20 protein-coding genes are annotated in these 24,766 nt (G+C 69.4%); 6 read left to right on the top strand and 14 right to left on the bottom strand.

Going from position 1 to position 24,766, the window contains the following annotated elements:
• Position 1 precedes the first annotated feature (1 nt).
• From G4H71_RS12700 to trmB, 5 genes are all read right to left on the bottom strand, one after another.
• A complete protein-coding gene (locus G4H71_RS12700) occupies positions 2-1,597 on the bottom strand; it encodes a GMC oxidoreductase (RefSeq protein WP_072737111.1) in 1,596 nt (531 codons plus the stop codon).
• A 104-nt stretch (positions 1,598-1,701) separates the two neighbouring features.
• Positions 1,702-2,259: a TetR/AcrR family transcriptional regulator gene (locus G4H71_RS12705; RefSeq protein ID WP_072737110.1), complete on the bottom strand. Its 558-nt coding sequence runs from the start codon at positions 2,257-2,259 to the stop codon at positions 1,702-1,704.
• A gap of 61 nt (positions 2,260-2,320) precedes the next feature.
• Positions 2,321-5,347, bottom strand: a complete 3,027-nt coding sequence (locus G4H71_RS12710) for an MMPL family transporter (protein WP_072737109.1) — start codon at positions 5,345-5,347, stop codon at positions 2,321-2,323.
• Between the two features lie 10 nt (positions 5,348-5,357).
• Complete coding sequence (locus tag G4H71_RS12715) at positions 5,358-6,071, bottom strand: NYN domain-containing protein (RefSeq protein ID WP_072737108.1); 714 nt, start codon at positions 6,069-6,071, stop codon at positions 5,358-5,360.
• Positions 6,068-6,871 carry a tRNA (guanosine(46)-N7)-methyltransferase TrmB gene (gene trmB / locus G4H71_RS12720; protein ID WP_072737270.1) on the bottom strand — a complete coding sequence of 268 codons (804 nt, stop codon included), beginning with the start codon at positions 6,869-6,871 and terminating at the stop codon, positions 6,068-6,070. Before trmB ends, G4H71_RS12715 begins: the two co-directional genes overlap by 4 nt.
• A 172-nt stretch (positions 6,872-7,043) precedes the next feature.
• Here trmB and G4H71_RS12725 point away from each other — a divergent pair, with 172 nt between their 5' ends.
• From G4H71_RS12725 to epsC, 6 genes are all read left to right on the top strand, one after another.
• Positions 7,044-7,943 carry a P-loop NTPase family protein gene (locus G4H71_RS12725; protein WP_083342987.1) on the top strand — a complete coding sequence of 300 codons (900 nt, stop codon included), beginning with the start codon at positions 7,044-7,046 and terminating at the stop codon, positions 7,941-7,943.
• Positions 7,886-9,493 (top strand): GTPase Era family protein, encoded by a 1,608-nt coding sequence (locus G4H71_RS12730; RefSeq protein ID WP_139183200.1) that lies wholly within the window; start codon positions 7,886-7,888, stop codon positions 9,491-9,493. The genes G4H71_RS12725 and G4H71_RS12730 overlap by 58 nt, the downstream gene beginning before the upstream one ends.
• A gap of 46 nt (positions 9,494-9,539) precedes the next feature.
• Positions 9,540-9,842: a DUF6802 family protein gene (locus G4H71_RS12735; RefSeq protein ID WP_072737107.1), complete on the top strand. Its 303-nt coding sequence runs from the start codon at positions 9,540-9,542 to the stop codon at positions 9,840-9,842.
• A gap of 238 nt (positions 9,843-10,080) precedes the next feature.
• Positions 10,081-11,910, top strand: coding sequence for a phosphoenolpyruvate carboxykinase (GTP) (locus G4H71_RS12740; RefSeq protein WP_072737267.1), 1,830 nt, complete (start codon positions 10,081-10,083; stop codon positions 11,908-11,910).
• A 189-nt stretch (positions 11,911-12,099) separates the two neighbouring features.
• On the top strand, positions 12,100-13,035 hold the full coding sequence (gene cysK / locus G4H71_RS12745; protein ID WP_072737106.1) for a cysteine synthase A: 936 nt from the start codon (positions 12,100-12,102) through the stop codon (positions 13,033-13,035).
• Between the two features lie 11 nt (positions 13,036-13,046).
• On the top strand, positions 13,047-13,646 hold the full coding sequence (gene epsC / locus G4H71_RS12750) for a serine O-acetyltransferase EpsC (protein WP_246442956.1): 600 nt from the start codon (positions 13,047-13,049) through the stop codon (positions 13,644-13,646).
• A gap of 53 nt (positions 13,647-13,699) precedes the next feature.
• On the opposite strand, the gene G4H71_RS12755 is transcribed toward epsC, so the two are convergent.
• The 9 genes from G4H71_RS12755 to G4H71_RS12795 form a co-directional block, all read right to left on the bottom strand.
• Positions 13,700-14,302, bottom strand: coding sequence for a histidine phosphatase family protein (locus tag G4H71_RS12755; RefSeq protein ID WP_072737105.1), 603 nt, complete (start codon positions 14,300-14,302; stop codon positions 13,700-13,702).
• A complete protein-coding gene (locus G4H71_RS12760) occupies positions 14,299-15,396 on the bottom strand; it encodes an ABC transporter ATP-binding protein (protein WP_072737104.1) in 1,098 nt (365 codons plus the stop codon). The genes G4H71_RS12755 and G4H71_RS12760 overlap by 4 nt, the downstream gene beginning before the upstream one ends.
• A 63-nt stretch (positions 15,397-15,459) precedes the next feature.
• Positions 15,460-17,190, bottom strand: coding sequence for an ABC transporter permease (locus G4H71_RS12765; protein ID WP_139183201.1), 1,731 nt, complete (start codon positions 17,188-17,190; stop codon positions 15,460-15,462).
• Positions 17,174-18,202, bottom strand: coding sequence for an ABC transporter substrate-binding protein (locus G4H71_RS12770; RefSeq protein ID WP_072737103.1), 1,029 nt, complete (start codon positions 18,200-18,202; stop codon positions 17,174-17,176). The genes G4H71_RS12765 and G4H71_RS12770 overlap by 17 nt, the downstream gene beginning before the upstream one ends.
• 44 nt (positions 18,203-18,246) lie before the next feature.
• Positions 18,247-19,719 carry a tyrosine-protein phosphatase gene (locus tag G4H71_RS22795; RefSeq protein WP_281392598.1) on the bottom strand — a complete coding sequence of 491 codons (1,473 nt, stop codon included), beginning with the start codon at positions 19,717-19,719 and terminating at the stop codon, positions 18,247-18,249.
• A 117-nt stretch (positions 19,720-19,836) separates the two neighbouring features.
• Positions 19,837-20,700 carry a MurR/RpiR family transcriptional regulator gene (locus G4H71_RS12780; RefSeq protein WP_072737102.1) on the bottom strand — a complete coding sequence of 288 codons (864 nt, stop codon included), beginning with the start codon at positions 20,698-20,700 and terminating at the stop codon, positions 19,837-19,839.
• Between the two features lie 224 nt (positions 20,701-20,924).
• Positions 20,925-22,373, bottom strand: a complete 1,449-nt coding sequence (locus tag G4H71_RS12785) for an aldehyde dehydrogenase (protein WP_072737263.1) — start codon at positions 22,371-22,373, stop codon at positions 20,925-20,927.
• Between the two features lie 62 nt (positions 22,374-22,435).
• A complete protein-coding gene (locus G4H71_RS12790) occupies positions 22,436-23,566 on the bottom strand; it encodes an Rv3169 family protein (RefSeq protein ID WP_072737101.1) in 1,131 nt (376 codons plus the stop codon).
• On the bottom strand, positions 23,563-24,714 hold the full coding sequence (locus G4H71_RS12795) for a phosphotransferase family protein (protein WP_083343013.1): 1,152 nt from the start codon (positions 24,712-24,714) through the stop codon (positions 23,563-23,565). Before G4H71_RS12795 ends, G4H71_RS12790 begins: the two co-directional genes overlap by 4 nt.
• Positions 24,715-24,766 lie beyond the last annotated feature (52 nt).

Below are 24,766 nucleotides of genomic sequence, written 5' to 3' on the forward strand. Positions count from 1 at the left end.
TTCAGATGATTCGGCCGATGTCACGGGACACGATGTCGGCGAGCGCGTACTCGGCCAGTGCGGCGATCGTCATCGAGGGGTTGCAGGCCGCGGCCGTGCCCGGCATGAGCGCGCCGTCGAGCACGTACAGTCCGCGTTGGCCCAGCACCCTGCCCGACAGGTCGCAGACCTTGCCGATGTTGGCCCCGCCCAGTGGATGCCAGGTGGAGTTGACGATCGCGTTCGTATCGGTGAGCATGCCCGACGGGCCGGCGATCCTCTCGGCGGTGGGTGCGATCGCGGTGCGCAGGATCCAGTCGTCTCCCCCACGCGGCCATTCGAGGACGGCCTGGCCGGAACGGGAGTCGAAGCGGAATCGCCCACGGTCGTTGCTCACGCCGTATCCGACGAGGACGGTGCTGTGTGTGTCGACGGACAGCGACGGGAGGGATGCCTGGATGACGGTGTGTGCCTGTGCGGGCGTGTCCCAGTTCAGGCTTCCGTACACGACCGGACCGCCTTGCGACACACCGAAGTCGGCGCCCGGATCCGTCCACAGGTAGATGCGGTCGGCATTGGTTCCCCAGTGCATTCCGAGATCGTCGGGTAGGTCCGGCACCAATCCGGTCGCCGAGGCACGGACGAGGAGTTTGGTGGTGTTGATGCTCCCCGCCGCCATGACGAGGGTCGGCGTCGTGACGACGATCTTCTCGAGAACGTTTCCCCCGGTGTCGATTCGATCGACGTGGACGTTCCATCGTCCGTCACCGGCACGCTCGATGTCCGTGACCTCGTGCAGGGTGCGGACCTCCGCTCGGCCGGTGGCCTCGGCCTCGGCGATGTAGGTGACGTCGATCGAGTGCTTGCCGCCGTTGTTGACCCCCAGCGCGCCGTCTCCGTTCGTGTACGACGGCTTCATCTCACCCCGGAGTTCGGCGAGGGCGTAGTTCCAGTCGATGGGCATCGGGATCTTCGCGAGGGGGAGCCCGGCTCGGCGCACGTTCTCCGCGAAGACGCGCGGCGCCCGGTAGTCGGGGGAGTCGACCAGTTCGTCCGGTGCGACGGCGAGACGCAGCATGCGTGCCACCGTCGGGTAGTGGATCTCGTTCATCGCCGCCCAGTCGATGTCCGAGGGAAACCACTCGTAGAAGACCTCTTCGGCCGGTTGCAGCGTCATGCCCTGATAGACGAGGGAGCCGCCACCGACACCCGAGGTGCAGAGCGCGGTCATGTTCTCTCCGGTGACTGCCTCCACCAGTCCGACGTACGGGTCGAATGCCACTGGGCGACCGAAGAGTTCGGGACTCGAGCGATACCAGAGCGCCCGCTTGTCCAGATTGGTCGGCGTGGGGAAGGTGTCCGAGTTCGGGCCGGTGGGCCAGCGCCGTCCGCGTTCGAGGACCAGGGTCTGCACGCCCGCCTGGGCGAGGCGCAGGGCGGCGACGCCTCCGCCGAACCCGGAACCGACGATGACGACCCGATGCTCCTCCCTGGATGTCGGGATGCCGCGAACCCGGGCCCCGATGCCGGTGGCAGCGGCTGCGGACGATGCTCCGGCCAGCCCGATCCCGGCGGCGACCGTGGAGGTCAGGAACGTTCTGCGGGTGATACTGCGCATGGACACGAGGAGAAAACTAGACGCTTCTGGATGATAGTGTCAAGAATCACGCGGCAAAGAGTCACCCGGCGAGGCGGCAGGAGCCCGGCTGAAGGCCGGGGTGATCACTCCTCCACGGATGCGGCGAATGCCGGCGCCAGCCACCTGCCCAGGAAGCGGCGCAGGTCCTCGTCCGTGCGGACGGACGGGTCGTCGAAACACACTGCGGACCAGCCCAGGTGGACGGAGATGTCGACGATGTCGTCCAGCCGGAGCGCGGTCTCGGGGAACAACTCCTGCAACGGGGACAGAAGGCGGAGCCCTACTGCCCGCGCCCGATCCAGTGCGCCCGCATCGAAGAGTGGGTTGTCGCCGTCGGTACGCAGGAGGGCGGCCAGGACCGGATCGGACCGCACGATGGTCCGGCACGCGACGATCAGATCCACGACGTAGTCGGCGGGAGTGGGCGCGGTGCGCAGCCGTTCGTGCACGCCGTCGACGATCTCGGTCAGGTGCTCGGCGACGGCCTGGGACACCAGGTCCTCGCGGGTACCGAAGATGGAGTAGACGGTCTGCCTCGTCACGCCGGCGGTCTGGGCGACCGACGCTATCGTGACGCCGGAGAACCCGGACCGGGCGATGACGTCTCGCACCGCATCGAGAATCTTGTTCCGTGACCGCATCGATCCATTATCGGCGACCGGCACCGGACCGTCCGCGTGGCCCGTGCCGATCGGCCGCCCGTCAGTGGCGGTTCTGGCGCGCGATCAGTTCGCTGACACTCACCGCGTTGGAATCCTCCGCGCGGTGCCTCCCCGCGGTTCCCTGCGTCGGCTCCTCCCGGTGGCGGCGTCCGCTGGGCTGCTCGGTGGCGTCCGCCTCGTCCCGGGGTTCGGTGGCGGGGGGAGTGAGTGGGCGTCTCGGCGACGGTGTGACGGGGGCAGCCCCGGTCGGTCCCGAATCGGGAGCGGACGGCGGCTGAGGCCGGCTGCGTGGGGGGAGCGGTGGGAGCGGATTGCGCGTGCTTCCACCGCTCGACGGCGATGCGTTCGCGGGCCGACCGTTCGCGCCGTTCCCGGTAGCGCCGTGCCCGTTGGCGCCCGTGAACTCATTGGCCCCGTTGCCGTTGCTTCCGTGTCCGGGCGAGCCGTTCGCCCCGGTCGGGGCAGGGGAGGAGCGCTCGATGTCGGGCCGTGGGCGCTCCCGTCCGGAGGTGCTCCGCAGGTCCGCGAGCCAACTCTCGATCGGTCGCGACTCGGTGTGCGGTCCACCGGGTCGGCCGCCGCCCGGTGCGCTCGGGGCCGCAGGCCGTTCGGTGGGCAGGGCGCTCGTCGCGGGAGCGGCGGTCGCACCGGGAACGTCGTCGGGGATCTCCGGAGCCCGTTCCGGGCGTCCCGTCGCCGACCGGCGGGCCTCGTTGCGGGCTTGCTCGGCTGCCTTCTGCTCGTCGGTGATCTGCTGGGCCAGCATCTGAGCGGTGACCAGCGGAATCGGTTCGGTGAGTGGCTCCGGCTTGCGGGGGGCCTGACGCTGTGGGGCGACGGCGGTGGCGACACCGGCACCGGCCGCGGCGGGAACCGCGCCCACCGGGGTGAGTTCCGGGACGTCGCTGGGCATCAGTTCGTTGTCCAGGATCGGTTCACCCAGTCCGATCTTCTCCTGGAGGCGCTTCATCCAGGCCGGGGCCCACCAGCAGTCGTCGCCGAGAAGCTTCATCACGGCCGGGACGAGGAACATGCGGATCAGGGTGGCGTCGATGACCAGCGCGGCGATCATGCCGTAGGCGATGTACTTCATCATCACCAGTTCGGAGAAGCCGAACGCGCCGGTCACCACGATGAGGATCAGTGCGGCCGCGGTGATGATCCGCCCGGTGTGCGAGGTGCCGATCCGGATGGCCTCGGTGGTGCTCGCGCCCTGCGCCCGCGCCTCGACCATCCGCGAGAGTAGGAACACCTCGTAGTCGATGGACAGGCCGTAGACGATCGCGATGATCAGCACCAGCACCGGCGACATGATCGGACCGGGGGTGAAGTTCAGCAGTTCCGAGCCGTGACCGTCGATGAAGATCCAGGTCAGGATGCCGAGCGTCGATCCCAGTCCCAGGGCACTCATGAGGGCGGCCTTGATGGGCAGCACCAGGGAGCCGAACGCGAGGAACATCAACAGGGTCGTCAACAGGACCACGCCGATGACCATGATCGGCAGATGGTGCAGCAGGGCCGCGATCGAGTCGTATTCGATCGCGGGCGTGCCGCCGACGAGCATCTGGACGCCGTCGGGCACGTCGATGCCGCGCAGGTACTCGATGGTCGCGGCGGAGTCGTTGCGGTCGGTCAGCCCGGCCTTGAGGACGGTGACGCCGTCCTTGGTGGGGCCGGTCGGGGTGAACTGCTCCACCAGGCCCGGCGCACCGCTCGCTTCCCGGATGATCGTGCCCAGCTCGCGGCCGTCGGCATCGGTGACGACGAGTTTGACCGGCTCGGTCCGCTGGCCGGGGAACATCTCGTCGAACTGCTCCTGCGCCAGGCGGGTGGAGCTGTCCGGGGGCAGATAGGTCTCGTTGATACCGCCGAACTTGATGCCCGTGAGCGGGACGATCAGCAGCAGCAGGCCGACGACGATCGGGATCGTCACCTTGAGCGGGTTGCGCATCACCCAGCGGGTCAGGCGGCCCCAGACGCTGGCCTCGATCTCCTCCGCGCTCTTGGTCTGGCGCAGGCGTTTGAAGGTGAGCGCATCGACACGACGGCCGATGATGCCGAGCAGCGCGGGCAGGATCGTGATCGAGGCGATCGCGGCGAGGGTCACCGTGGCGATGGCGCCGTAGGCGACCGACTTGAGGAAGCCCTGCGGGAACAGGACCAGTCCGCCGAGGGCGGCGACGATCGTGGTCGCGGAGAACACCACCGTCCGGCCCGCCGTCATGACGGTGCGCCGCACCGCGGCGCCGACTTCGTACCCCTCGCCGAGTTCCTCGCGGAACCGGCTGACGATGAACAGCCCGTAGTCGATCGCCAGCCCGAGGCCGACGAGGGAGACGACCGGAGCGACGAACGAGTTCACCTCGGTGAAGTTGGTGATGAGCCGGACGACGCCGTTGGCGGCGACGACGGTGAGGCCGCCGATGATCAGCGGCAGCGCGGCCGCGACGATGCCGCCGAACACGAAGAAGAGCAGGATGCCCACCGCAGGGATCGCGAGGAGCTCCATCCGCTTGATGTCCTGCGCCATCGTGTCGTTGAGCGCGCCCGCGACCGGCTGGAGACCGGCGAGCTCGACGTCGATGCCGTCGATGTAGAAGACGTCCTTGATCGCCCGGAAGTTCGCGGTCACCTCGGTGTCGTTGGCACCGGCGATCGCGATCGACTCGATCGCGTACTGACGGTCCTCGGACGCGAACTGGGCGAACTTGGGGGCGTTGCCGACCTCGAAGAACCCGCCGTTGGCCTTGAGGATCTGGTCGGGGTTCTCGTCGAGGGCCCGCTGGAGATGGGCCGAGACCGTCTCCTGGAACTCCGGGTCGTCGACCGTCGTGCCGTCCGGGGCCTTGTACAGCGCGAGGACGTCGCCCATGGTGTCGCGGCCGAAGGTCTCGTCAGCGAGGATGGACGCCGCGACCGACTCCGAGGCGGGATCGTCCCATCCGCTCTGGCTCAGGTGATCCTCGAGGGACAAGCCGTAGCCCGCCAGCCCGAGCATTGCCGCGACCATGACACCGATGACGGTGAATCGAGCTCGGTAGACGATGCTTCCCCAGCTGGCGAACACTGATCAACTCCTACTCGGCAGCGCTTTTCCGCCCGACGAGCAGGGCGGAGAGCGGTCGGAACGGCTGCAACCAGGCGCCCTCGTCGGGCAACGTGTCGAGACTGATCCGCGGCAGCGGCTCCCGGAACACGCCCGGGATGTCCTCGAGGTCGACGAAGTCCAACAACTCCGAGGACACAGCCCAGCTGGCATGCTCCCGGAATCCGAGCACCTGGACTGCAATCCCGGTTGCTGCGATGTCCTCCAACGGTTCACGAAACGCCTGACCGTCGGCCGACGCCACCATGACCCCGGCCAGCCCTTCGCTCTGCCGCAGGGCGATGTGGTCGAGCATGTCGGAATCGACATCGCTGTCCTCATCGATCTTCGGCTTGGCGAACACCGCGAAACCCACATTACGCAAGGCCTCGACCCACGGACGGACGACATCGGCGCTACCAGGGGCGATGTTCGTGAAGACGGTCGCTTCCGGCTCGAGCGCGCTGCCGGAGGTGGCGGAAATCTCGGCCGTCCGGCTCAGTAGCCAGCGTCCGAGTGCGTCGAATCGTGGCCGGTAGGCGGCGGTGGGCCGGCCACCGAGGATGGCGCCGAGTCCCATGTCGAGGTTCGGTGCGTCCCACACCAGCAGCACTCGGCCGGGGTGGCGGACGTCACGGGACGCATCGGCGGCCGAAGGCTCCGAGGCGGTGCCGGGGAGACCTGCGACCTGTTCGCTGACACTCATGATCTGATCCTGCCCCAGATGAACTCGTTGATCGTGCTTCCGGCGCGATGGGCCTTGTCCTCGAACTTCGTCACCGGGCGTTCGTGCGTCATCGGTGACTCCCAGTCGAGAGCGGTCAGTGCGGGCTCGGCGCCACCGACCTCGGCGATCCACTCCGCGTACTCGGCGTGATCGGTGGCGACGTGCAGGACGCCGCCGGGCCGCAGCCGGCTCGCGATCAGCGCGAAGGTGGACGCCTGCAGCAGCCGCCGCTTGTGGTGCCGCGCCTTCGGCCACGGATCCGGGAAGAAGACCCGGACCCCGGTGAGAGAGGCCGGTGCCACCATGTTCTCGAGGACCTCGACGGCGTCGCCGCGCAGCACCCGGACATTGGGGATGTCGTCGCGCTCGATCTGTTGCAGCAGCTGGGCCAGGCCCGGCCGGTACACCTCGACGGCCAGGAGGTTCACGTGCGGTTCGGCCTTCGCCATCGCCGCGGTCGCGGTGCCGGTGCCGGACCCGATCTCGAGGACGAGCGGCGCCTGTCGGCCGAACCATGCGGTGGTGTCGAGCAGGGTGTCCCCGACCTCGGCGCCGACCTGCGGCCACATCCGGTCCCAGGCCTGCTGCTGCGCGGGTGTGAGGGAACCGCGGCGGGACCGGAAACTCGTCACCCGGGGGTGCAGCCGGGATCCGCGGGAGCGCCCGGTGTCCCCGTCGCCCTGACGTCCGTCGAACGAGGCGGCCGCGTCGTCGGGTGCCGGGCCGGCGGACGCCGGGGTTTCCTGATCTGCGTGGTTCACCGGACCATTGTCACGTATGAACCCGGGTTGCGGCACACGGGTCTCGAGTTCTGGTCGAGACTTTGTGCCTGTTCGCCCTCGTGCCTGCCCGGTTGAGCGGCCGGTATGTGGTGGGTCTGACAGAATCGGCGGACGGCGGGGCGGGCCGGGTGGGCCCGGGAAGCGCAGAAGGAGAGAAGGGGGACCGGCGATGGACGGCCACGAGGTACACGCCCACGAGGTGCACGCCCGCGATCTGATCGACGAGCTGTATGCACTCGATCGCGCGGCCGGAGCCGTGGACCCGGATGCCGCGGAGGCGGTTCGCGACGCGGTGCAGGTATATCTCGCACCGGTCCGGATCCAGGTGGTCGGCCGGGCAGGGGTCGGGCGGACGTCGGTCGCCGAACTGGTGCGCGCGCTGGGCGCGGAGTCGGCTGCGGGGCGGTTCGGCGCGGCGAACCCGTCGGCGCGGACCGTCCTCGTGTCCGAGACCGGGGCCGTCGACGCCCCCGGGGCCGAGGATCCCGAGGTCGACGCGGACGTCGTCGTCTATGTGCTCGTCGACCCACCGCGGGATGCCGACCGGGCCGTGCTGGCGCGGCTCGACCAGGTGGTGGCAGTACTCAACAAGGCCGACACCCTCGAGGACCCGGAGTCGCGCGCACGAGCCTGCGGTGACGATCTCGGCGTCCGGACGCTGCCGCTCGTCGCGGCGGGTGCGCACGCCAACGGCACGGTGTTGCGGCCCGCGCTGACCGACCTGATCGAGCAGGTGCTCGCGTCCCGCGGGGCGGCTCTGCTGGACGAGGTGCGGATCCAGGCGGCCAGGAGTTCGGCCCGCGACGTTCTGGAGACGTTCCTCGTCGGCGATCGTGCGGTCGGCCTCGCCGCTCGGGTGGCGCGCGCCGGGCTGCCGGACCTCGCCGCACGGGAACCGGAGTATCCCGCGACCGCCGAGGATGCGCTGCGCTGCGCGGCGTGGTGGAAGGCGCGCCTCGCCGAGGAGGGCTCGCCGCGGCGCCGCAGCCGGATCCGCGACATCCATCGTGAGTGCATCAGGATCTGGGCGAGGTCGGCACGGACCCCGACCGTCGGGCACGGCACGTGACGACCGGCCCCGCAGGTTCCGTCCGAGACGATCCGTCCTCGGCCGTCCCGTCGGCCGCCCGGTCGGTCATCGCCCGATGGAACCCCGAGGGGCTGCGCCGGCTCGGTGCCGACGGTGTCCACGTGGCGGGACCGCCTCGATCCGGAAAGAGCACGATCGAAGACGAACTGCGCCGCCGCGTACCGGCGGGCGTCGACATCGTCGCCGACCCCGCCGAGGCCTCGGTCGTGCTCATGCTGCTCGATGCTTCCGCGGCGCTGGGCCGCGAAGAGCTCGCCGTTCTCGACGCCGCCGCGCCGAGGCCGGTGGATTCGACGGTGCCGCTGCCCGTCGACGTGGTGTTCGCACTCAACAAGACGGACGTGCACCGGGACTGGCCGTCGGTGGCGGAGCGGAACGCCGAGTTGCTGGCCCGGCACGACTCCCGCTTCGGCCGGACACCCATCCACCCGGTGTCCGCGCGGGGCCCGTCGGGCGTCGAGGAGCTGCTCACTGCGATTCTCGACGCGGCTCGGGCGCGCCGGACACCGCAGCGTCGTGTCGAGAGTTCGCGTGCATTGGTGGCGAACACCGAGGAGATGATCGCCGGCACTGCCCGCGCCGTCCGAGCCGGCACCGCGGAGGCCGCGCTGCGCGCGGAACGGGTCCGGGTCGCCGCGCGTCGTGACGGTGGCCGTGCCGAGCGGGTCGCCGCGCTGCGCGGCCGGGTCCAACTGGCCAAGGTGGAACTGTTGCACGAGGTCGCCGGCCTGGCCCGGACGGCGACGACCACGGCCCGTACCGACATCGACCGGGCCGACCGCCGCGCGCTCGCCGACTTCCCGTCCCGGCTGGCCGAGCAGTCGGCCGAGCACACCGCGATCGTCGAGGATCTGGTCGCGCGCCGGGTCGAGGATCTGGCGCGGTCGGTCGGTACCACCGTGTCGGCTGCCGGACCGGGGGTGCCGGCCGCCGCCCCCGTCCCGTCCGTCTCCGCCGGTCCCGGGGGTGACTCCGACGACTTCGAGGGCCCCGAGCGCCGCCGCCGTGGTCTCGAGGACCAGATGGCGATCCTCCTCGGCGCCTCCGCGGGACTGGGGCTCGGGCGGCTCGCCGTGTCGCCGCTGACCACGGTCCCCGCCCTGGACATCGCGTCGATACCCGTGACCTTGGTGCTCGGCGCCGGTGCCGCCTGGTGGTTGATGCGTGCGCGTGCGCACATCGCCGATCGCGCCCACATGCGCCAGTGGGCGAACGAGACCGTCGCGCACGTGCGGGGCCGATGGGAACAGATCGTTCTCGCCCGGCTGCTCGAGGCGGAATCGCGGCTCGGTGAACAGATCATCGCCGATGCTCGCGCCCACGCCGCCGAGGTCGACGAACGGCTGGCCGCGATAGATCTCGAGCTGCGCAGGCTCAACGGTCAGCGGGCCGGCAAGCTCGCCGCCTGCGAGAAGGACCTGGAAGTGTTGGCAGAGGCCGCGCAGGAGCTCGCGAGCGAGGACGGTCGGCATGTCGTGCGTCATACTGAGCGAGAAAACGACGCCGGGGGCTCCCGCGGACCGGGGTGAGCGCGCTACCGTCGTCTCACCGACCGTGCGTGAAGGGGGAGACCCGATGGCAACCATGGACAGTCCACTGCTGCCCGAGCTCGATCCGGAGACCTTCGGCCACGATTCCGGCCCGGTCGCTCTCACACACCTGACCCACGACATCGACGGAGACGGGGTCCTCGACACCCAGACCTTCTCGGTCGGGGATTCCACCGTCGTCGCCTCGGACACGGATGGCGACGGCGATGCCGACCACCTCACGATGTTCGACTCGGACGGTGGATTCGAATCCTGGGAGTTCCGGCGCGCCGACGACGGGTCCGAGTCCTGGACCCGGACGGACGAGGGCAGTCTCTCCGGCCTGTGAGGTGAGCCACCTCTCCTGCGCTGCGGGGTGTCGCGTCACCGGGTGGTACTGGATCGATCCTGTGACAGATCCGACCGCACCCGGTTGTCGATGGGGGTACTTGTCGAGTTAACCTCTATGAATAGGACACCCGGCGCCCGCGTCGTCCATGCGCCTGTGGACGGCCTGGCGTGGCCCCGCCGAGAGGGGAAATCGGATGGTGCACGCATCCGATCCCGGCCCACCCCAGGAGAGTTTGATGACCTCAGCGACCATTCCCGGTCTGAACGGAACCGATGGCACTCCCCCCACGCAGCACAGTGAGCTGCTCGCCTGGGTGCGCGAGGTTGCCGAGCTCACCCAGCCCGATCGTGTCGTCTGGGCAGACGGATCCGAAGAGGAATGGGATCGTCTGACGTCGCAGCTGGTCGAGGCAGGTACCTTCACCCGCCTGAACGACGAGAAGAAGCCGAATTCGTTCCTCGGCAACTCGGACCCGTCGGACGTGGCACGTGTCGAGTCGCGCACGTACATCTGCTCGAAGGAGGAGATCGACGCCGGCCCCACCAACAACTGGATGGACCCGGCGGAGATGCGGTCGATCATGACCGAGCTCTACCGGGGCAGCATGCGCGGACGCACCATGTACGTGGTGCCGTTCTGCATGGGCCCGCTCGGCGCGGAGGATCCGAAACTGGGCGTCGAGATCACCGACTCCGAGTACGTCGTGGTGTCGATGAAGATCATGACCCGCATGGGTGCGGCCGCCCTCGACAAGCTCGGCACGGACAAACCGTTCGTCAAGGCACTGCACTCGGTGGGCGCTCCGCTCGAGCCGGGCCAGCAGGACGTGCCGTGGCCGTGCAACGACACGAAGTACATCACCCACTTCCCGGAGGACCGGGAGATCTGGTCCTACGGATCCGGCTACGGCGGCAACGCCCTGCTCGGCAAGAAGTGCTACTCGCTGCGCATCGCCTCGGCGATGGCCCACGACGAGGGCTGGCTGGCCGAGCACATGCTCATCCTCAAGCTGATCTCGCCGGAGAACAAGAACTACTACATCGCGGCAGCGTTCCCCTCCGCCTGCGGCAAGACGAACCTCGCGATGATCCAGCCGACCATCCCGGGCTGGCGTGCCGAGACCCTCGGCGACGACATCGCATGGATGCGTTTCGGCAAGGACGGCCGCCTCTACGCCGTCAACCCCGAATTCGGCTTCTTCGGTGTCGCTCCCGGCACCAACCACGGCTCGAACCCCAACGCCATGAAGACCGTGGACGCGGGCAACACGCTCTACACGAACGTGGCGCGCACCGACGACGGTGACGTGTGGTGGGAGGGCCTCGAGGGCACCCCCGAGCACCTGATCGACTGGCTCGGAAACGACTGGACGCCGGAGTCCGACACCAAGGCCGCGCACCCGAACTCGCGGTACTGCACCCCGATGTCGCAGTGCCCGATCCTCGCCCCGGAGTGGGACGACCCGCAGGGTGTGCCGATCTCGGCGATCCTGTTCGGTGGGCGCCGCAAGACCACGGTTCCACTGGTCAGCGAGTCCCTCGACTGGCAGCACGGAACCTTCCTCGGTGCCACGCTCTCGTCCGAGCAGACCGCGGCCGCCGAGGGCAAGGTCGGCACCGTCCGCCGCGACCCGATGGCGATGCTGCCGTTCATCGGCTACAACGCCGGCGACTACATCAACCACTGGATCAACATCGGCAAGAACGCCGATGCGGAGAAGCTGCCGAAGATCTTCTACGTGAACTGGTTCCGCCGCGGTGACGACGGCCGCTTCCTGTGGCCCGGTTTCGGCGAGAACTCCCGCGTCCTCAAGTGGATCGTGGACCGGATCGAGCACAAGGCCGGTGCCCAGCCCACTCCGATCGGGTACGTGCCGACCGCTGCGGATCTGGACCTGGACGGCCTGGACGTCGAAGCCGGTGACGTGGACGAGGCGCTCGCCGTCTCGGTCGACGAATGGAAGGAAGAGGTGCCGCTGATCGAGGAGTGGTTCGAATTCCTCGGTGAGAAGGTGCCGTCCGGCGTCCGGGACGAGTTCGAGGCACTCAAGCAGCGTCTCGGCTGATCGTCAACCTTTTCGCTCACGACGAATGTCACATTCTCCCGAATTTGCGGGAGAATGTGACATTCGCTGTTTCTGCAGGTAGTACGCCCGAAGTCGAGAGGCCCCGAGTGCCGGCGCGTCGGGGACGGGCGGTCCAATGGTGAAAACGTCACATACCGGTCGGAACCCGGCCAGGAGGAGGATCGACCGATGAGTGGAATCCACGAGAACGTCAGCGAGCTGGTCGGACGGACGCCGCTGGTGCGGTTGAACCGTCTCACGGAAGGCCTCGGAGCCCAGGTCGTTGCCAAGCTCGAGTTCTACAACCCGGCCAACAGCGTCAAGGATCGCATCGGCGTCGCGATCATCGACGCCGCCGAGAAGGCGGGCGAGCTGAAGCCGGGCGGCACCATCGTCGAGGGCACCTCCGGCAACACCGGCATCGCGCTGGCGATGGTCGCCGCCGCCCGTGGCTACAAGGTGATCCTCACGATGCCGGAGACGATGTCGACGGAACGTCGGGTGATGCTGCGCGCCTACGGTGCCGAGATCGTGCTGACCCCCGGTGCGGAGGGCATGGCGGGAGCGGTGCGCAAGGCGGAGGAGATCGTCGCGACCACCGACAACGCGATCCTGGCCCGCCAGTTCGCGAACCCGGCCAATCCCGCCATCCACGAGGCCACCACCGGCGAGGAGGTCTGGGCCGACACCGCGGGCGCCGTCGACATCTTCGTCGCGGGTATCGGCACCGGTGGCACGCTCACGGGTGTGGGCCGCACGCTGCGCAAGTACAAGCCCGAGGTCACCATCGTCGGTGTCGAACCCGCCGACTCGCCCATCCTCACCGGCGGCGAGCCCGGCCCGCACAAGATCCAGGGCATCGGGGCGAACTTCGTGCCGGATGTACTCGATCGCGAGATCTACGACGAGATCATCGACGTCGAATTCGACGATGCGGTGCGGGTGGCCCGGGCGCTCGGCACCGACGAGGGCATCCTGGGTGGCATCTCCGCCGGCGCCAACGTGTGGGGCGCGCTGGAGCTGGCCAAGCGTCCGGAGAACGCGGGCAAGCTGATCGTCGTCGTGGTTCCCGACTTCGGCGAGCGCTACATCTCCACTCCGCTGTTCGAGCACATCCGGGACTGATCGTGGCACTGCTGCGCATCGGCGACACGAGGCTGCTGCGCATCCTGCACGAGGATTTGCGGGCCGCGCGCAGCCACGACCCGGCGGCCCGCGGCGACGTCGAGAACGCCGTCGTGTACTCGGGCCTGCACGCCATCTGGTCGCATCGCGTCGCGTACGCGATGTGGCAGCGCCCGGCACTCCGTGGCCCCGCCCGGATCCTCGCCCAGTTCACCCGCTTCCTCACCGGGATCGAGATCCACCCCGCTGCGCGGATCGGGCGCCGGTTCTTCATCGACCACGGCATGGGGGTGGTGATCGGCGAGACCGCGGAGATCGGTGACGACGTGATGCTCTATCACGGCGTCACCCTCGGCGGTCGCTCGCTCGAGGCGACGAAGCGGCACCCCACCCTCGGTAACCGCGTCACCGTCGGCGCCGGGGCGAAGATCCTGGGACCGGTGGTCGTCGGTGACGACAGTGCCGTCGGCGCCAACGCCGTCGTCACCCGCGACGTCCCGCCGGATGCCATTGCCGTGGGAATCCCCGCGACCGTCCGCAGGCGCACGCAGGCCCAGCACCAGGACCTCGTGGACCCGACGACGTACATCGATCCCGCGATGTACATCTGAGCGGTGGCCGTCCCACACGTCCCTCGAGGGTTATCCGACGTGCGCCGTCTGGATCAACGACATGGTGAGCCGACGGCAGGCCGGGTGGGCGGGCCGGTCCCCACGCTCTCGACGGTCCAGTCGCCTGCCGTGTGGCGCACCACGGAGATCGCGCCGTTGGGGATGCGGGGTACCGGCTCGCCCAGCAGCGACTCGAGCAGCCCGCGGACCAGGGCGCCGTGGGTGACTGCCACGATCGACGCGCCGGGAAGGTCCTCGACGAGAGTGCGCAGGGCGCGTCGCCCACGCAGCACCGCCGCGGAGATCTCCTCCGTGCCCGGAGCCGGTCCGTGCGGCCATTCCCGGTGGGCGTGCTCGCGGGTCAGCCCTTCGGCTGCACCGTAGCTCCGCTCGATCAGGTCCGGGTCGGTACGGCACGGGGCGAGTCCGAGTGCGGCGCCGATGATCTCGGCGGTCTCCCGGGCGCGGACGAGCGGTGAACTCACCAGGGCCGTCCAGGATTCGGCTGCCAGGACGGCGCCGGTCTGGCGGGCCTGAGACCGGCCGGTGTCGTTCAGCGGGATGTCGGTGGCACCCTGCAGGAGACGCCGCCGATTCCACTCGGTCTCGCCGTGCCGCACCAGCGCGATTCGGGTCGATCCGTCACGGCCGCTCATCGGACCTCCTCGAGTACTGCCGGTGCCGTGGTCGTTCCGCGTGCGGCGTCGTCGCTCGGATAGAACAGTGCGCGTCGCACTCGCAGCGACACCCGGTCACCGACGACGGGTCGCCGGCCCGGCACCGCACACCGGATGTCCGTACCTCGGCTGGTGACCACGACGTCGTTGGCGTCGCGACCGAACAACGACGAACTGACGATGCCCTCGAAGACGGCCTCGTCGGAGCCGCACAGTTCGACGTCGCCGGGCAGCACTGCGATCGTCCCCGCTCCCGCGCGAGCGCGCTCGATCAGCTCGCCCCGGACCTCCCACCGATGACGCTGCGTCCGGAAGGAGCCGTGCTCCATTCGGCCGTCCCACAGATTGGCATCGGAGAGGAAGCCTGCCACGAACGCCGAGGCCGGCTGGGACAAGACCTCTTCCGGTGTGCCGATCTGCTGGATCCGGCCGGAGTCGAGCACGGCGATCCGGTCGGCCAGGGCGAGAGCCTCCGCACGGTCGTGGGTCACGTGGACGACCGTCAGGCGAGCCGCGCGAGTGAGTGAGCGGAGTTCGAGCCGCAGCCGGTCGCGCAACGGCTCGTCCAGTGCGGACAGCGCCTCGTCGAGCAGGAGGGCCCGGGGCGACGCCGCGAGCGCCCGGGCGAGTGCGACGCGCTGGCGCTGCCCTCCGGACAACGTGGCCGGGTCACGGTCTCGGAAACCGGCCAGGCCGACCAGTTCGAGAACCTCGTCGACCCGTTGTCCCCGTGTGCGTTTCGGTACTCCGGCTCGCTCGAGAGGGTACGAGACGTTGCGGCCTACGCTGCGGTGTGGCCAGATCGCGTGCTGCTGGAACACCATGCCCAACTGCCGGTGTTCCGGCGGTGTCGCCCGTCGGCCGTCGGCGACGACCTCGTCTCCCAATCGGATGGTGCCCGCGGTCGGGGCGAGGAAGCCGGCGACGGTGCGCAGCAGCGTCGTCTTGCCGGAGCCGGAGGGGCCGACGAGGGCGACGAATTCACCGTCGTCGATGTCCAGGTCGATCCGCCGCAGACCGGCGGTGCCGTCGGGATAGTCGAGATCGACGTCAGTGAGCGTGATGGCGGCCATGCGATGTGCTCCGGGGATAGGGGAATGGTCGGGCGGAGGTCGTTGTCGGAATGGAGGATTCGATCATCGCGCCGCCTTCGAGGACGCGAACAGTCCGAGCCCTGCGATGCCGACCAGGGCCACCAGGAGCGACAGCGCGGCGGCCGCGTTGTAGTCGCCGGCCTGCTGCAGGTTGAAGATCGACACCCCCAGGGTCTGCGTGCCCGGGGCCACGAGCAGGACCGACATGGTGAGTTCGCGCACGGCGGTGAGGGCGACGAGGACCCCGCCGGTCAGTGCGGCGGGAATCGTCATGCGCCAGGGCACGTCGAACAGTGCACGCATCCGCGACGCGCCCGCCGATCGCGCGGCTTCCTCGAGTGCGGCCGGGGTGGAGAGCAGTGGCGCGCGCACCGCCTGGACGACGATGGCGAGGAATGCCGTGACGTAGGCGCACAGGATGATCCAACGGGTGTCGAAGAGCCCCGTATAGCGGCCGACGATCAACCAGCCGACGGCGATGACCAGTCCCGGGACGGCCTGTGGCAACAGGGCGACCAGCGTGAGCGCGGTGTTGTCCCGCGACCGTGTCCGGGTCGTGAGGACGCCGACGGCCAACCCCAGCACGGTGCACACGATCGCCGCGCCGACCGCGAGGAACAGCGAGTTCTTCACGCCCACGAGGGTTCCCGGCGCCGTCGTTGCCGCGACGAGACTGTCCAGAGTGAGATTCTCCCAGCGCAGGGGAACGCCGGGTGCGGGAAGCAACGCCTGGGTCGCGAGCGCGAGGATCGGCAGGACCGTCAGTGCGGAACCGGCCGTCCACGCGATCACGGCCGCGGGCACGCGGGCCGCACCCAGCGGCAGCGTCTGGGGTGCGGTGACCGGTCCGTCCAGATGCCACGAGCGCCGGGCGAGGAGGCGGTCGACGCCGACGGCGAGCACCGCGAGCACCAGCAACGCGATGCCGATGGTCGAGACCACCTCGAGGGGACGATCCACGGTGCCGGACTGGATGTACCGGTAGACCATCGTCGACAGGGTGACGTACCGCTCCGGCAGCCCCACCAGCGCCGGAATGCCGAAGTCGGCGAGATTCGACACCGCCGTGAGAGTGAATGCCGCGAGCAGGGCGGGCCGGAGCAGCGGCAACGTCACCGTCCGCAACGCGTACCAGGCGGAGGCGCCGGAAATGCGCGCGGCCTGCTCGAGATCGCCGGGGACGCGGCGTAGTGCGGCCGCGATGACGAGATAGGCCAGTGGATACGAATGGACCGTCAGCAGGAAGACCACGCCGTCGCCACCGTAGATGTTCCAGAGCGGGCCGGACCGGAAGGTATTGAGAATCCCACTGGGACCGAGGAGTCCGGTCCAGGCGATCGCGCCCACGAACGGAGGAATCAGCAGGGGGCTCAACAGCATCAGCCGGAGTGCCGCGCGGCCGGGCAGGTTCGTGCGATCGAGGAGGAGTGCCATCGCCGTGGCGAGCACGACCGCGAGGATTGCGGACAGTCCGGCGGAGACGACGCTGTTCCGCGCGGCCACGACGACGCCGTCGTCCACCAATTGCGGGACGTGGTTGTCGGCGAGACCGAGCGAGACGACCGTACCGAGCGGTGCGACGACGAGAGCCGCCACGATCACCCACAGGAGCACCCGGGCGCCGTCGACGCCGTCGATCCGAGCCCGGCGCGGTCCGTTCCCGGTGAGCGGGGCAGGGCGCCGCCCGGGTCGAACCCGGGCGGCGCCGCTGCCGTCAGCCGACGAGGGCCTGCCGTTGGCCGACGAGGGCCTGCCGTTAACCGACGAGGGCATTGAACGCCCGCACCGCCTCGGGCTGGACGGCGGTGATCTCCTCGAGATCGGGAGTCAGCAGTTCGAGGTCCTCGAGCGCGGGCGCACCGTCCGGCGTTCCCACGTCTGCCCGCACCGGCAGGTAGTCCTGCGACACGGCGAGTTCCTGGCCGCGCCGGCCGATCAGGAAGTCGACGAACTTCTTCGCGGCCTCGGGCTGCGCGGAATCGCTGAAGATCCCCGCGGGCTGGGAGACGTACGGTACGCCGTCGGTCGGGTAGGAGAGGGCGATGGGCGAGCCCTTCGCGGACAGCTCCCGCACGAGGTAGTCGACGACGATGCCGACCGGCTGGGTGCCCGCGGCGACGGCCTGGGCGACCGGACCGTTGCTCTCGGCGACGACGGGACGGTTCCCGGCCAGTGCCTCGATCCACGGCTCACCGAGGCCCGGCGTGGTCGACCACACGGCGACGTTGTACGCGGCCGCCCCGGAGACGTCGGGGTTGGGGAGGACGATCCGCTCGGAGTACTCCGGGTCGGTGAGGTCCTGCCACGAGGTGGGCGGATCGGTGACGTCGTTTGTGTTGTACGCGATCACCGTCGGGATGATGCGGGTGCCGACGTAGTAGCCGTCCGGGTCCACGACGTCGGGGTTCAGGGCCCCGGCCTCGGCCGGGGTGTACTGCAGCAGCAGCCCGTCCTTCTTGTATCCCTCGAAGGTGGGTGCGTCGGCAGCCAGCAGCACGTCCGCCGCCACGCTCCCGGTGGCGCGCTCGGAAGCGATGCGCGCGTTGAGGTCTCCGGTACCGGCGCGGAAGACCTCGACGGCGATCCCGGTCTCCTCGGTGAACGCCGCGGTCAGTGCGTCGATCTTGGCCTGCGGTTCGGAGGTGTACACGGTGATCGTGTCTCCGGATCCCGAGCCGGTGTCGGAGGTGGCGGTGTCGGATGCGGCGGGCTCGGAGCAGGCGGCGGCGAGGACCGTCACGGCCCCGAGGGCGGCGCCGGCCAGTAGTCGACGTAGCGGTGTCACGTTTCTCTTCTCCTCGAACGGGTGTGTGGGGTGGAGCAGGGGGTTCAGGTGGCTATGGCGGTGGCGGACGGTGACGTTCGGAACAGCACCTTCTCGTCGGTGGGCGACATCGGCAGGAAGGTGACCCCGGTGGATCCGGCGCGTACGAGGGAGTAGGACGGCGCATCGAGACCCACGACGGCGTCCGGACCCGTTCGTACGTCCTGCAGGTACGCCAGCGAACCCCCGACCCATACGGGCACTCCCGCGAGGTGTCCACTCATCGGATGGTGGTAGTGCCCGGCGAGCACGGCGACGACATCGGACCCGCGCACGGCGTCCGTGAGAGCGTCCGCGTTCAGGAGCCCGCGCCCGGCGAGCGAGGCGGCCACCGACGGGATGGGCGGATGGTGCAGCGCGAGAATCGTTCCGCGGCCGTACGGAGTCGCGAGTTCGGCACGCAGCCAGGCCAGTTCGTCGTCGTGGACGCGGCCGGAGCTGCTGTCGATGCCCACCAGCCGGAATCCGCCCACGCGCAGTACCCGCGGCGGAGCGAGAACGGAACGGAGGAGTGCGGGGTCGTCGTGGTTTCCCGGCACGGTGAGGACAGGGCAGGCGAGCCGTCGGGCGGCATGTTCCAGGGCGTCGGCCACCGGGCGGTAGGCGGCGACGTCGCCCTCGTGCACGAGATCGCCGGTGACGATCAGGGCATCCGGGGCGAACGTGGAACCCAGCACGTGGTCGACCACCTGCGCGAGCCGGTCGATCCGTCCGGAGGTCTCGCTCGAGCCGGCATCGCTCGAACCGTGGATGTCGCTCACGTGGAGGAGAGTGAGATCATCACGGGGGGAGAGCCTCTCGTCGAGACGTGCGAGATCGGCCGCGCTCGCACCGTGGTGCAGAAGGTAGTGGCGGACGGAGCCGTACCGGTCGCGCACGTGTGCCAGGGCCGTGTGGAGCGCCGAGGCAGGCGAGTCGAGATGCAGCTCGAGCGAGGAACGGTGCTGGTCGACGGTGAGGTCCTGCGCGGCGAGCAGTTCTCGGGCGGTCCCTTCGCGGCGCGGGCGCACCAGGGGCCCGGACCTCGCGTAGTCGTCGACGACGGCGTCGTCGGGCACGCCGGCCGCTGTCAGCGCGAGAGCGACCACCAGTCCGGTCCGGTCCTTTCCCGCGGTGCAGTGCACGAGGACGGGTGCCGTCGCACGCGCCACCGCGGCGACCGCCGCCGCCATCTGTCGGCCACGACGGTCGAGCAGGTCCCGGTAGACGTCGGTGATGTCGCCGTGGGTCGGTGGCCCGGTGTCCGGGTCGTAGAGCGGAACCCACTCGACGGTCCACGACGGATCCGTCTCGGGCAGTGGACGTTCGGAGGCGTCGCGGAGATCGAGAACGGTGCCCACTCCCAGATCGCCGAGGCGGCGGACGCCCGCGGGCTCGAGCCCGTCCAGGGCGGCAGAGCGATACAGCACCCCCGGTGTGCCTGCGACGGCTCCGGCGTCGCGCAGGTTGTAGGTGCCGGCAACCTCGAGGGTGGTCACGGTTCGCCTTCCACTCAACGTTCCACTGGACCGGGAACGACGTTTCATCCGACGACAGCGTGCGGTGACGGACTGAATGGGTGGCGGAGCGGAGGCGAATGTGTGAAGGCGACTGGGTTAACGCTCGGTGCCCTCGTCGCTGAGGGCGTCGGCGACGACCTCGCGGGCACCGGAGTCGGCCGTTCGGGCCGCGGGAAGTGCAGCGGGGTGGGCAAGGGTGGCGCGCCACAGGGCGTAGAGGATCGCGGACTGGCTGATCCGGCAACCGAAGGAGTCGGCCTCGTGTTCGAGCAGGCCCGCGCCGGCCCAGAGCAGGTGGTCGCTGAGGCGGGCGAGCGGCGAGTGGCTGTAGCTGGTGACGGCGACGACGGTCGCGCCCTGGTCGCGCGCGGCCGCGCACGCCCGCAGCGTGTGGGTGTTGGCACCCGAGTAGCTCACGGCCAGACAGAGATCGGACCCGGTGAGCAGCCGGGAGGAGAACTGCTGGGCGAGGATGTCCAACGGAGCCTCCACGGTGCGGCCGATCGTCGTGAACCGCAGCGCCGCGTCCTGGATGGGCGGCGACGAGAACCCGTTTCCGACCATCAGGACGCGTCCGGCGTGGACGAGGCGCTCCACCGTGGCATCGAAGGCGGACTCGTCCACGGCGTTCCTGGTGGCCGTGAGTGCGGTCGACGCGGCCGAGAACGCCTCGTCCACCGGCGAGCCCGTCTGCCGGTCCTCGGTGGCCGGGATGCGCGCGAGCTCGAGCCGCAGATGCTGGTACCCGCGGAAGCCGAGGCGCTGACAGGCACGGACGACGGTGGCCTGCGAGGTGCCGGAGGCGCTCGCCAGATCGGCGGTGGAGAAGTCGGAGATCTCCCGCGGACGGGCGAGGATCGTGCGCGCCACCCGCTGTTCGCTGGGTCCCAGCGTGGGCAGCGCGGCCCGCACCACGGCGAGCGTGGGGCTGGGTTTCGGGTGGTCGGTGGTGGTCGACATGCGCGCTCCGGTTCGGTCGTGCTCTGGCCGTCTCCCCGCGGTGGGGCGGAGAGACGGCCAGAGTAGCCGTGCCGACGAGCCGGACACAGGAGGGTTGCGAGCGTTCATGTCTCGGACGCTCGCCGGTAACCGACTCGTCGGCTGCCTGCACGATGTCACACCGGTTCGATCTGAACGAACCCGTGTGACATCGTGCCGGAGTGGGGCGCCGGCGCCGGAGAGGGTCAGCCGGTGTAGCCGAGCGGCATGAGGATCGACTTGGTCTCGCAGAACGATTCGAGGCCCTCGGGTCCGTTCTCGCGGCCGATCCCGGAGTTCTTGTACCCGCCGAACGGGGAGCCGGGATCGAAGGCGTACCAGTTGATCGCGTACGTGCCCGTACGGATTCGCTTGGCCACCTCCACGCCGTGCTCGACGTCGGTGGTGAAGACCGAGCCCGCGAGGCCGTAGTCCGAGTCGTTCGCGATCTTGACCGCCTCGTCCTCGGAGTCGTAGGGGATGACCGACAGGACGGGACCGAAGATCTCCTCCTGCGCGATCGTCATGGAGTTGTCCACGTCGGCGAAGACGGTCGGCGTGACGTACCAGCCGTCACCGAGGCCGTCGGGTCGCTCGCCGCCCAGGACGAGCCGGGCACCCTCCTCCTTGCCCTTCGCGATGTACTCCTCGACCCGGTCGCGCTGCTTCTCCGAGATCAGCGGGCCGAGTTGGGTTGCGGGATCGGACGGGTCGCCCACCTGCATCAGCTGGGCGCCGGCCACGAGGCCGTCGACCACCTCGTCGTAGCGGGACCGCGGGGCGAGGATCCGGGTCTGTGCGACACACGCCTGCCCGGTGTTCATCAGCCCCGACATCACCAGCATCGGCATCGTGGACGCCAGGTCGGCGTCCTCGAGGATGATCGCGGCGGACTTGCCACCGAGTTCGAGGGAACACCGCTTGAGATTGCGCGCGGCGATCTCGCCGATGTGCCGCCCCACGGCACTCGATCCGGTGAACGTGATCTTGTCGATGTCCGGGTGCGAGACCAGATTCTCGCCGGTCTCCGCCCCACCGGGAAGTACCGAGATCACCCCTTCGGGAACGCCGGCCTCCGTGAAGATCTCGGCGATGGCATGGACCCCGAGCGGCGCCTCGGGTGCGGGCTTGAGCAGGACTGTGCAGCCGGCGAGCAGGGCAGGCGCGAGCTTGTTCACGGCGAGGAACATCGGCACGTTCCAGGCCAGGACGGCGGCGACGACGCCGACGGGCTCGCGGACGACCCGCGTCTGCCCGAAGATGCCGGTCCGGGTCTGTTCCCACTCGAAGTCGCTCGCCAGGGCGGCATAGAAGTTCAGGGTGCCGAGCGAGGGCGTCTGCTGCATCATCGTGACCATCGCGGGCGGCTGGCCCATTTCCGAGGAGAGAAGCTCGGCCAGGCTCGCGCCGCGTTCCTCGATGAGTTTCGCGGCCTTGGCGAGGATCTCGCCACGCTCGGCGGGCGTGGTCCGTGACCAGGGCCCGTCGTCGAACGCGGTGCGGGCCGCCGCGACCGCGGTGTCGATGTCCGCGGCCGACGCGACGCGTGCGCTGCCCACCTTGGCGCCGGTGGCGGGGGAGAAGACGTCGAGCACCTCGTCGGTCGCGGCGTCCACCCACCGTCCGCCGATGTAGAGCCGGTCGTATTCGGTCAGCGTGTTGTCGGTCATCAGTCCATTCCTCGTGAGTCGGGTGCGGTGTGCTCTCGGCGCGCCGGTCAGGGCGCCGTGTCGGTGAAGCCGGTGAAGCCGTACTTGTCGTGGGGCCCGATCGCGGCCACTTCGAACAGGCCCGTGCCGGTGAACTTCTCGCCGTCGTCGTGTAACTCGAACGACGCCAGGTTGTCGACGGGACAGAACATGCGCAGCGCGGGGTCGATCTCGGAGACCTGTCGCCTCAGCCCCTGGACGACGAGGTCGCCCTGCCACATCCCGTGCCGCCAGTCCTGTTCGAGTCCGTATCCGGTGCCGATGCCGATGTAGTTGGGGATCAGCAGGGTGGCGTCGACGGTCGTCACCTCGCCGGTGGGCCGGTGGAAACTCAGGGACGCACCGACCACGTCGCGGGTGCCCGGGGCGAAACGCAGTTCGTGTTCGGGGCGGCCCAGCCACTCGGGTTCCGTGGCGGCGTCGGGCCAGATGCGTACGGCCTCCTCGACGATCCGCCGTCCGCGCTCGTCCTCCTGGACGATGACGGATACGGCGAACTCGTCGAACTGCATCACCGAGTAGATCCAGAAGAAGTTCGCGATGCCGTCGACGGCGCGCCTGCCCGGCGGCTCCGCCTCGCCGACCGGACGCACTCCCCACGAGCGGTCCCGGTTGCCGAGCCATCCGTTCACCGCGGTGCTCGTGCCGTCGACGGTGAGTGTGCCTTCCCACGACCCCGTCTGCACGAAACGCTTGGTGTCGAACGTGATTCGCTCGAGCTGGCGCCGGAAGTGGCGGGGTTCGAGGGTGGCGGGAACCGAGCCGGTGAACGTCAGGTCGAAGGCCAGTCCGTGCTCGTTGTCGTCGAGAACGACCCGCAACCGGCGTAGGCCCTCGAGGACCTCGACCCGCAGCGGCCCGACCCGGGTGTCGGTACGGTCGGTGCCGAGCGCGGCGGACGCTCGGACGACGAGGTGGTCGTCGCCGCGCCGGAGCACCGCGAACCCGTCCTGCACACCGAGATTCGGGTACTGGCCGAGCCCCACGATGAGGAACAGATCCGGATCGGGCGACGGATAGCAGTTGAAATAGTAGCGATCGTAGAAGTTGCGATCCGACGTCGCGACCCGCCGAATCGGTTCGGCGATCTGATGGATCGGATAGTCGTCCATCGGCGACAGGGCGTCGTCGGGGATCATCGCAACCTCTCCCAGTAGGTGTCGTCGAGCATCGCCTCGAGCGAACTGCGGTGCAGGATCATGTCGTCGGGATCGTCCGGCGGTGCGGCCTGACCGAAATGGATGGCCCGCGTCTGGATCCGGAGCATGATGGTCGCGTGCCGCAGCGCCGCGTACACGACGTAGTAGGGCAGGTCGATCGGTGCGTGTCCGGTGAGGGCGTGGTAGGTGGCCGCGGCCTCGTCGATCCGCAGGAAGTCCGGCAGGCCGTCCAGCCCGGCGACGGAGGCGATGTCCTCGAAGAAGCGGTGCAGGAACACCATCCAACCGAGGTCCATCTCGCGGGGGCCGAGCGTGGCCATCTCCCAGTCGAGTACCGCGCGTGGCCGGAAGCCGTCGTAGACGATGTTGCCGATCCGGGCGTCACCCCAGCAGAACACCGCCGGGGACGGATCGTCGGGCAGTCGCTGCTCGATCCAGTCGAAGCCTCGTTCGACGAGCGGCGAGCGCGGGCCGGTGCGGGTGGTCCATTCGTAGTAGGCGCGCTGAGCCTGCACGTGGGCGCGGAAGGTTTCGCCCGCCGACGTCCCGCAGCCCGGGGACAGCAGGAACGGGAACGTGGTCGCGGGCTCGGCGATCGCGTGGAGCGCGCCGAGGACCGCGACGGATTCGCGTTCCATGAGCGTGCGGTCGGCGTCGGTGCCCTCGGTGACCCAGGAGCCGAAGTTGTAGGGCATGACGTCGGGCGGGATGCGGCCGGCGGCCCGCTCCATCACGAAGAACGGGGCGCCCAGTGGCTCCGGGTCCGGCTCGGACCAGTAGACCCGGGGCACCGGTGCGGCGCCGAGTTCGAACAGGCGGTTCATGACGGTGAATTGCTGGTGCAGATCGTAGGACGGGAAGACCGGGATCGCGGTCTCGGTCGGCGCCACCCGGGCCACCAGCGGATGGTGCTCGTCGTCCCAGACGGCGTCGAAGAGAATCGTCTCGCTGGACATACCGTTCGCGTCGGGCTCGTGCACCTCGGTGACGACGGGTGTGCCGCCGGGGACCTTCGTGGCCAGCCACTGTTCGAGCCGTGTGCGGAGCGTGTCCGGATCGCGACGGGAATCGCTGGGCCGGGCGACCTCGGAGAAGTTCTCCTGGTCGCCGGCGGGGATTGCACTCACCTGCACCTCCCAACATGTTCTGTGATCTCGAACACTAGAACACGTTGCAGAA

The sequence above is a fragment of the Rhodococcus triatomae genome (genome assembly GCF_014217785.1).
Classification (GTDB): Bacteria; Actinomycetota; Actinomycetes; order Mycobacteriales; family Mycobacteriaceae; genus Rhodococcus_F; species Rhodococcus_F triatomae.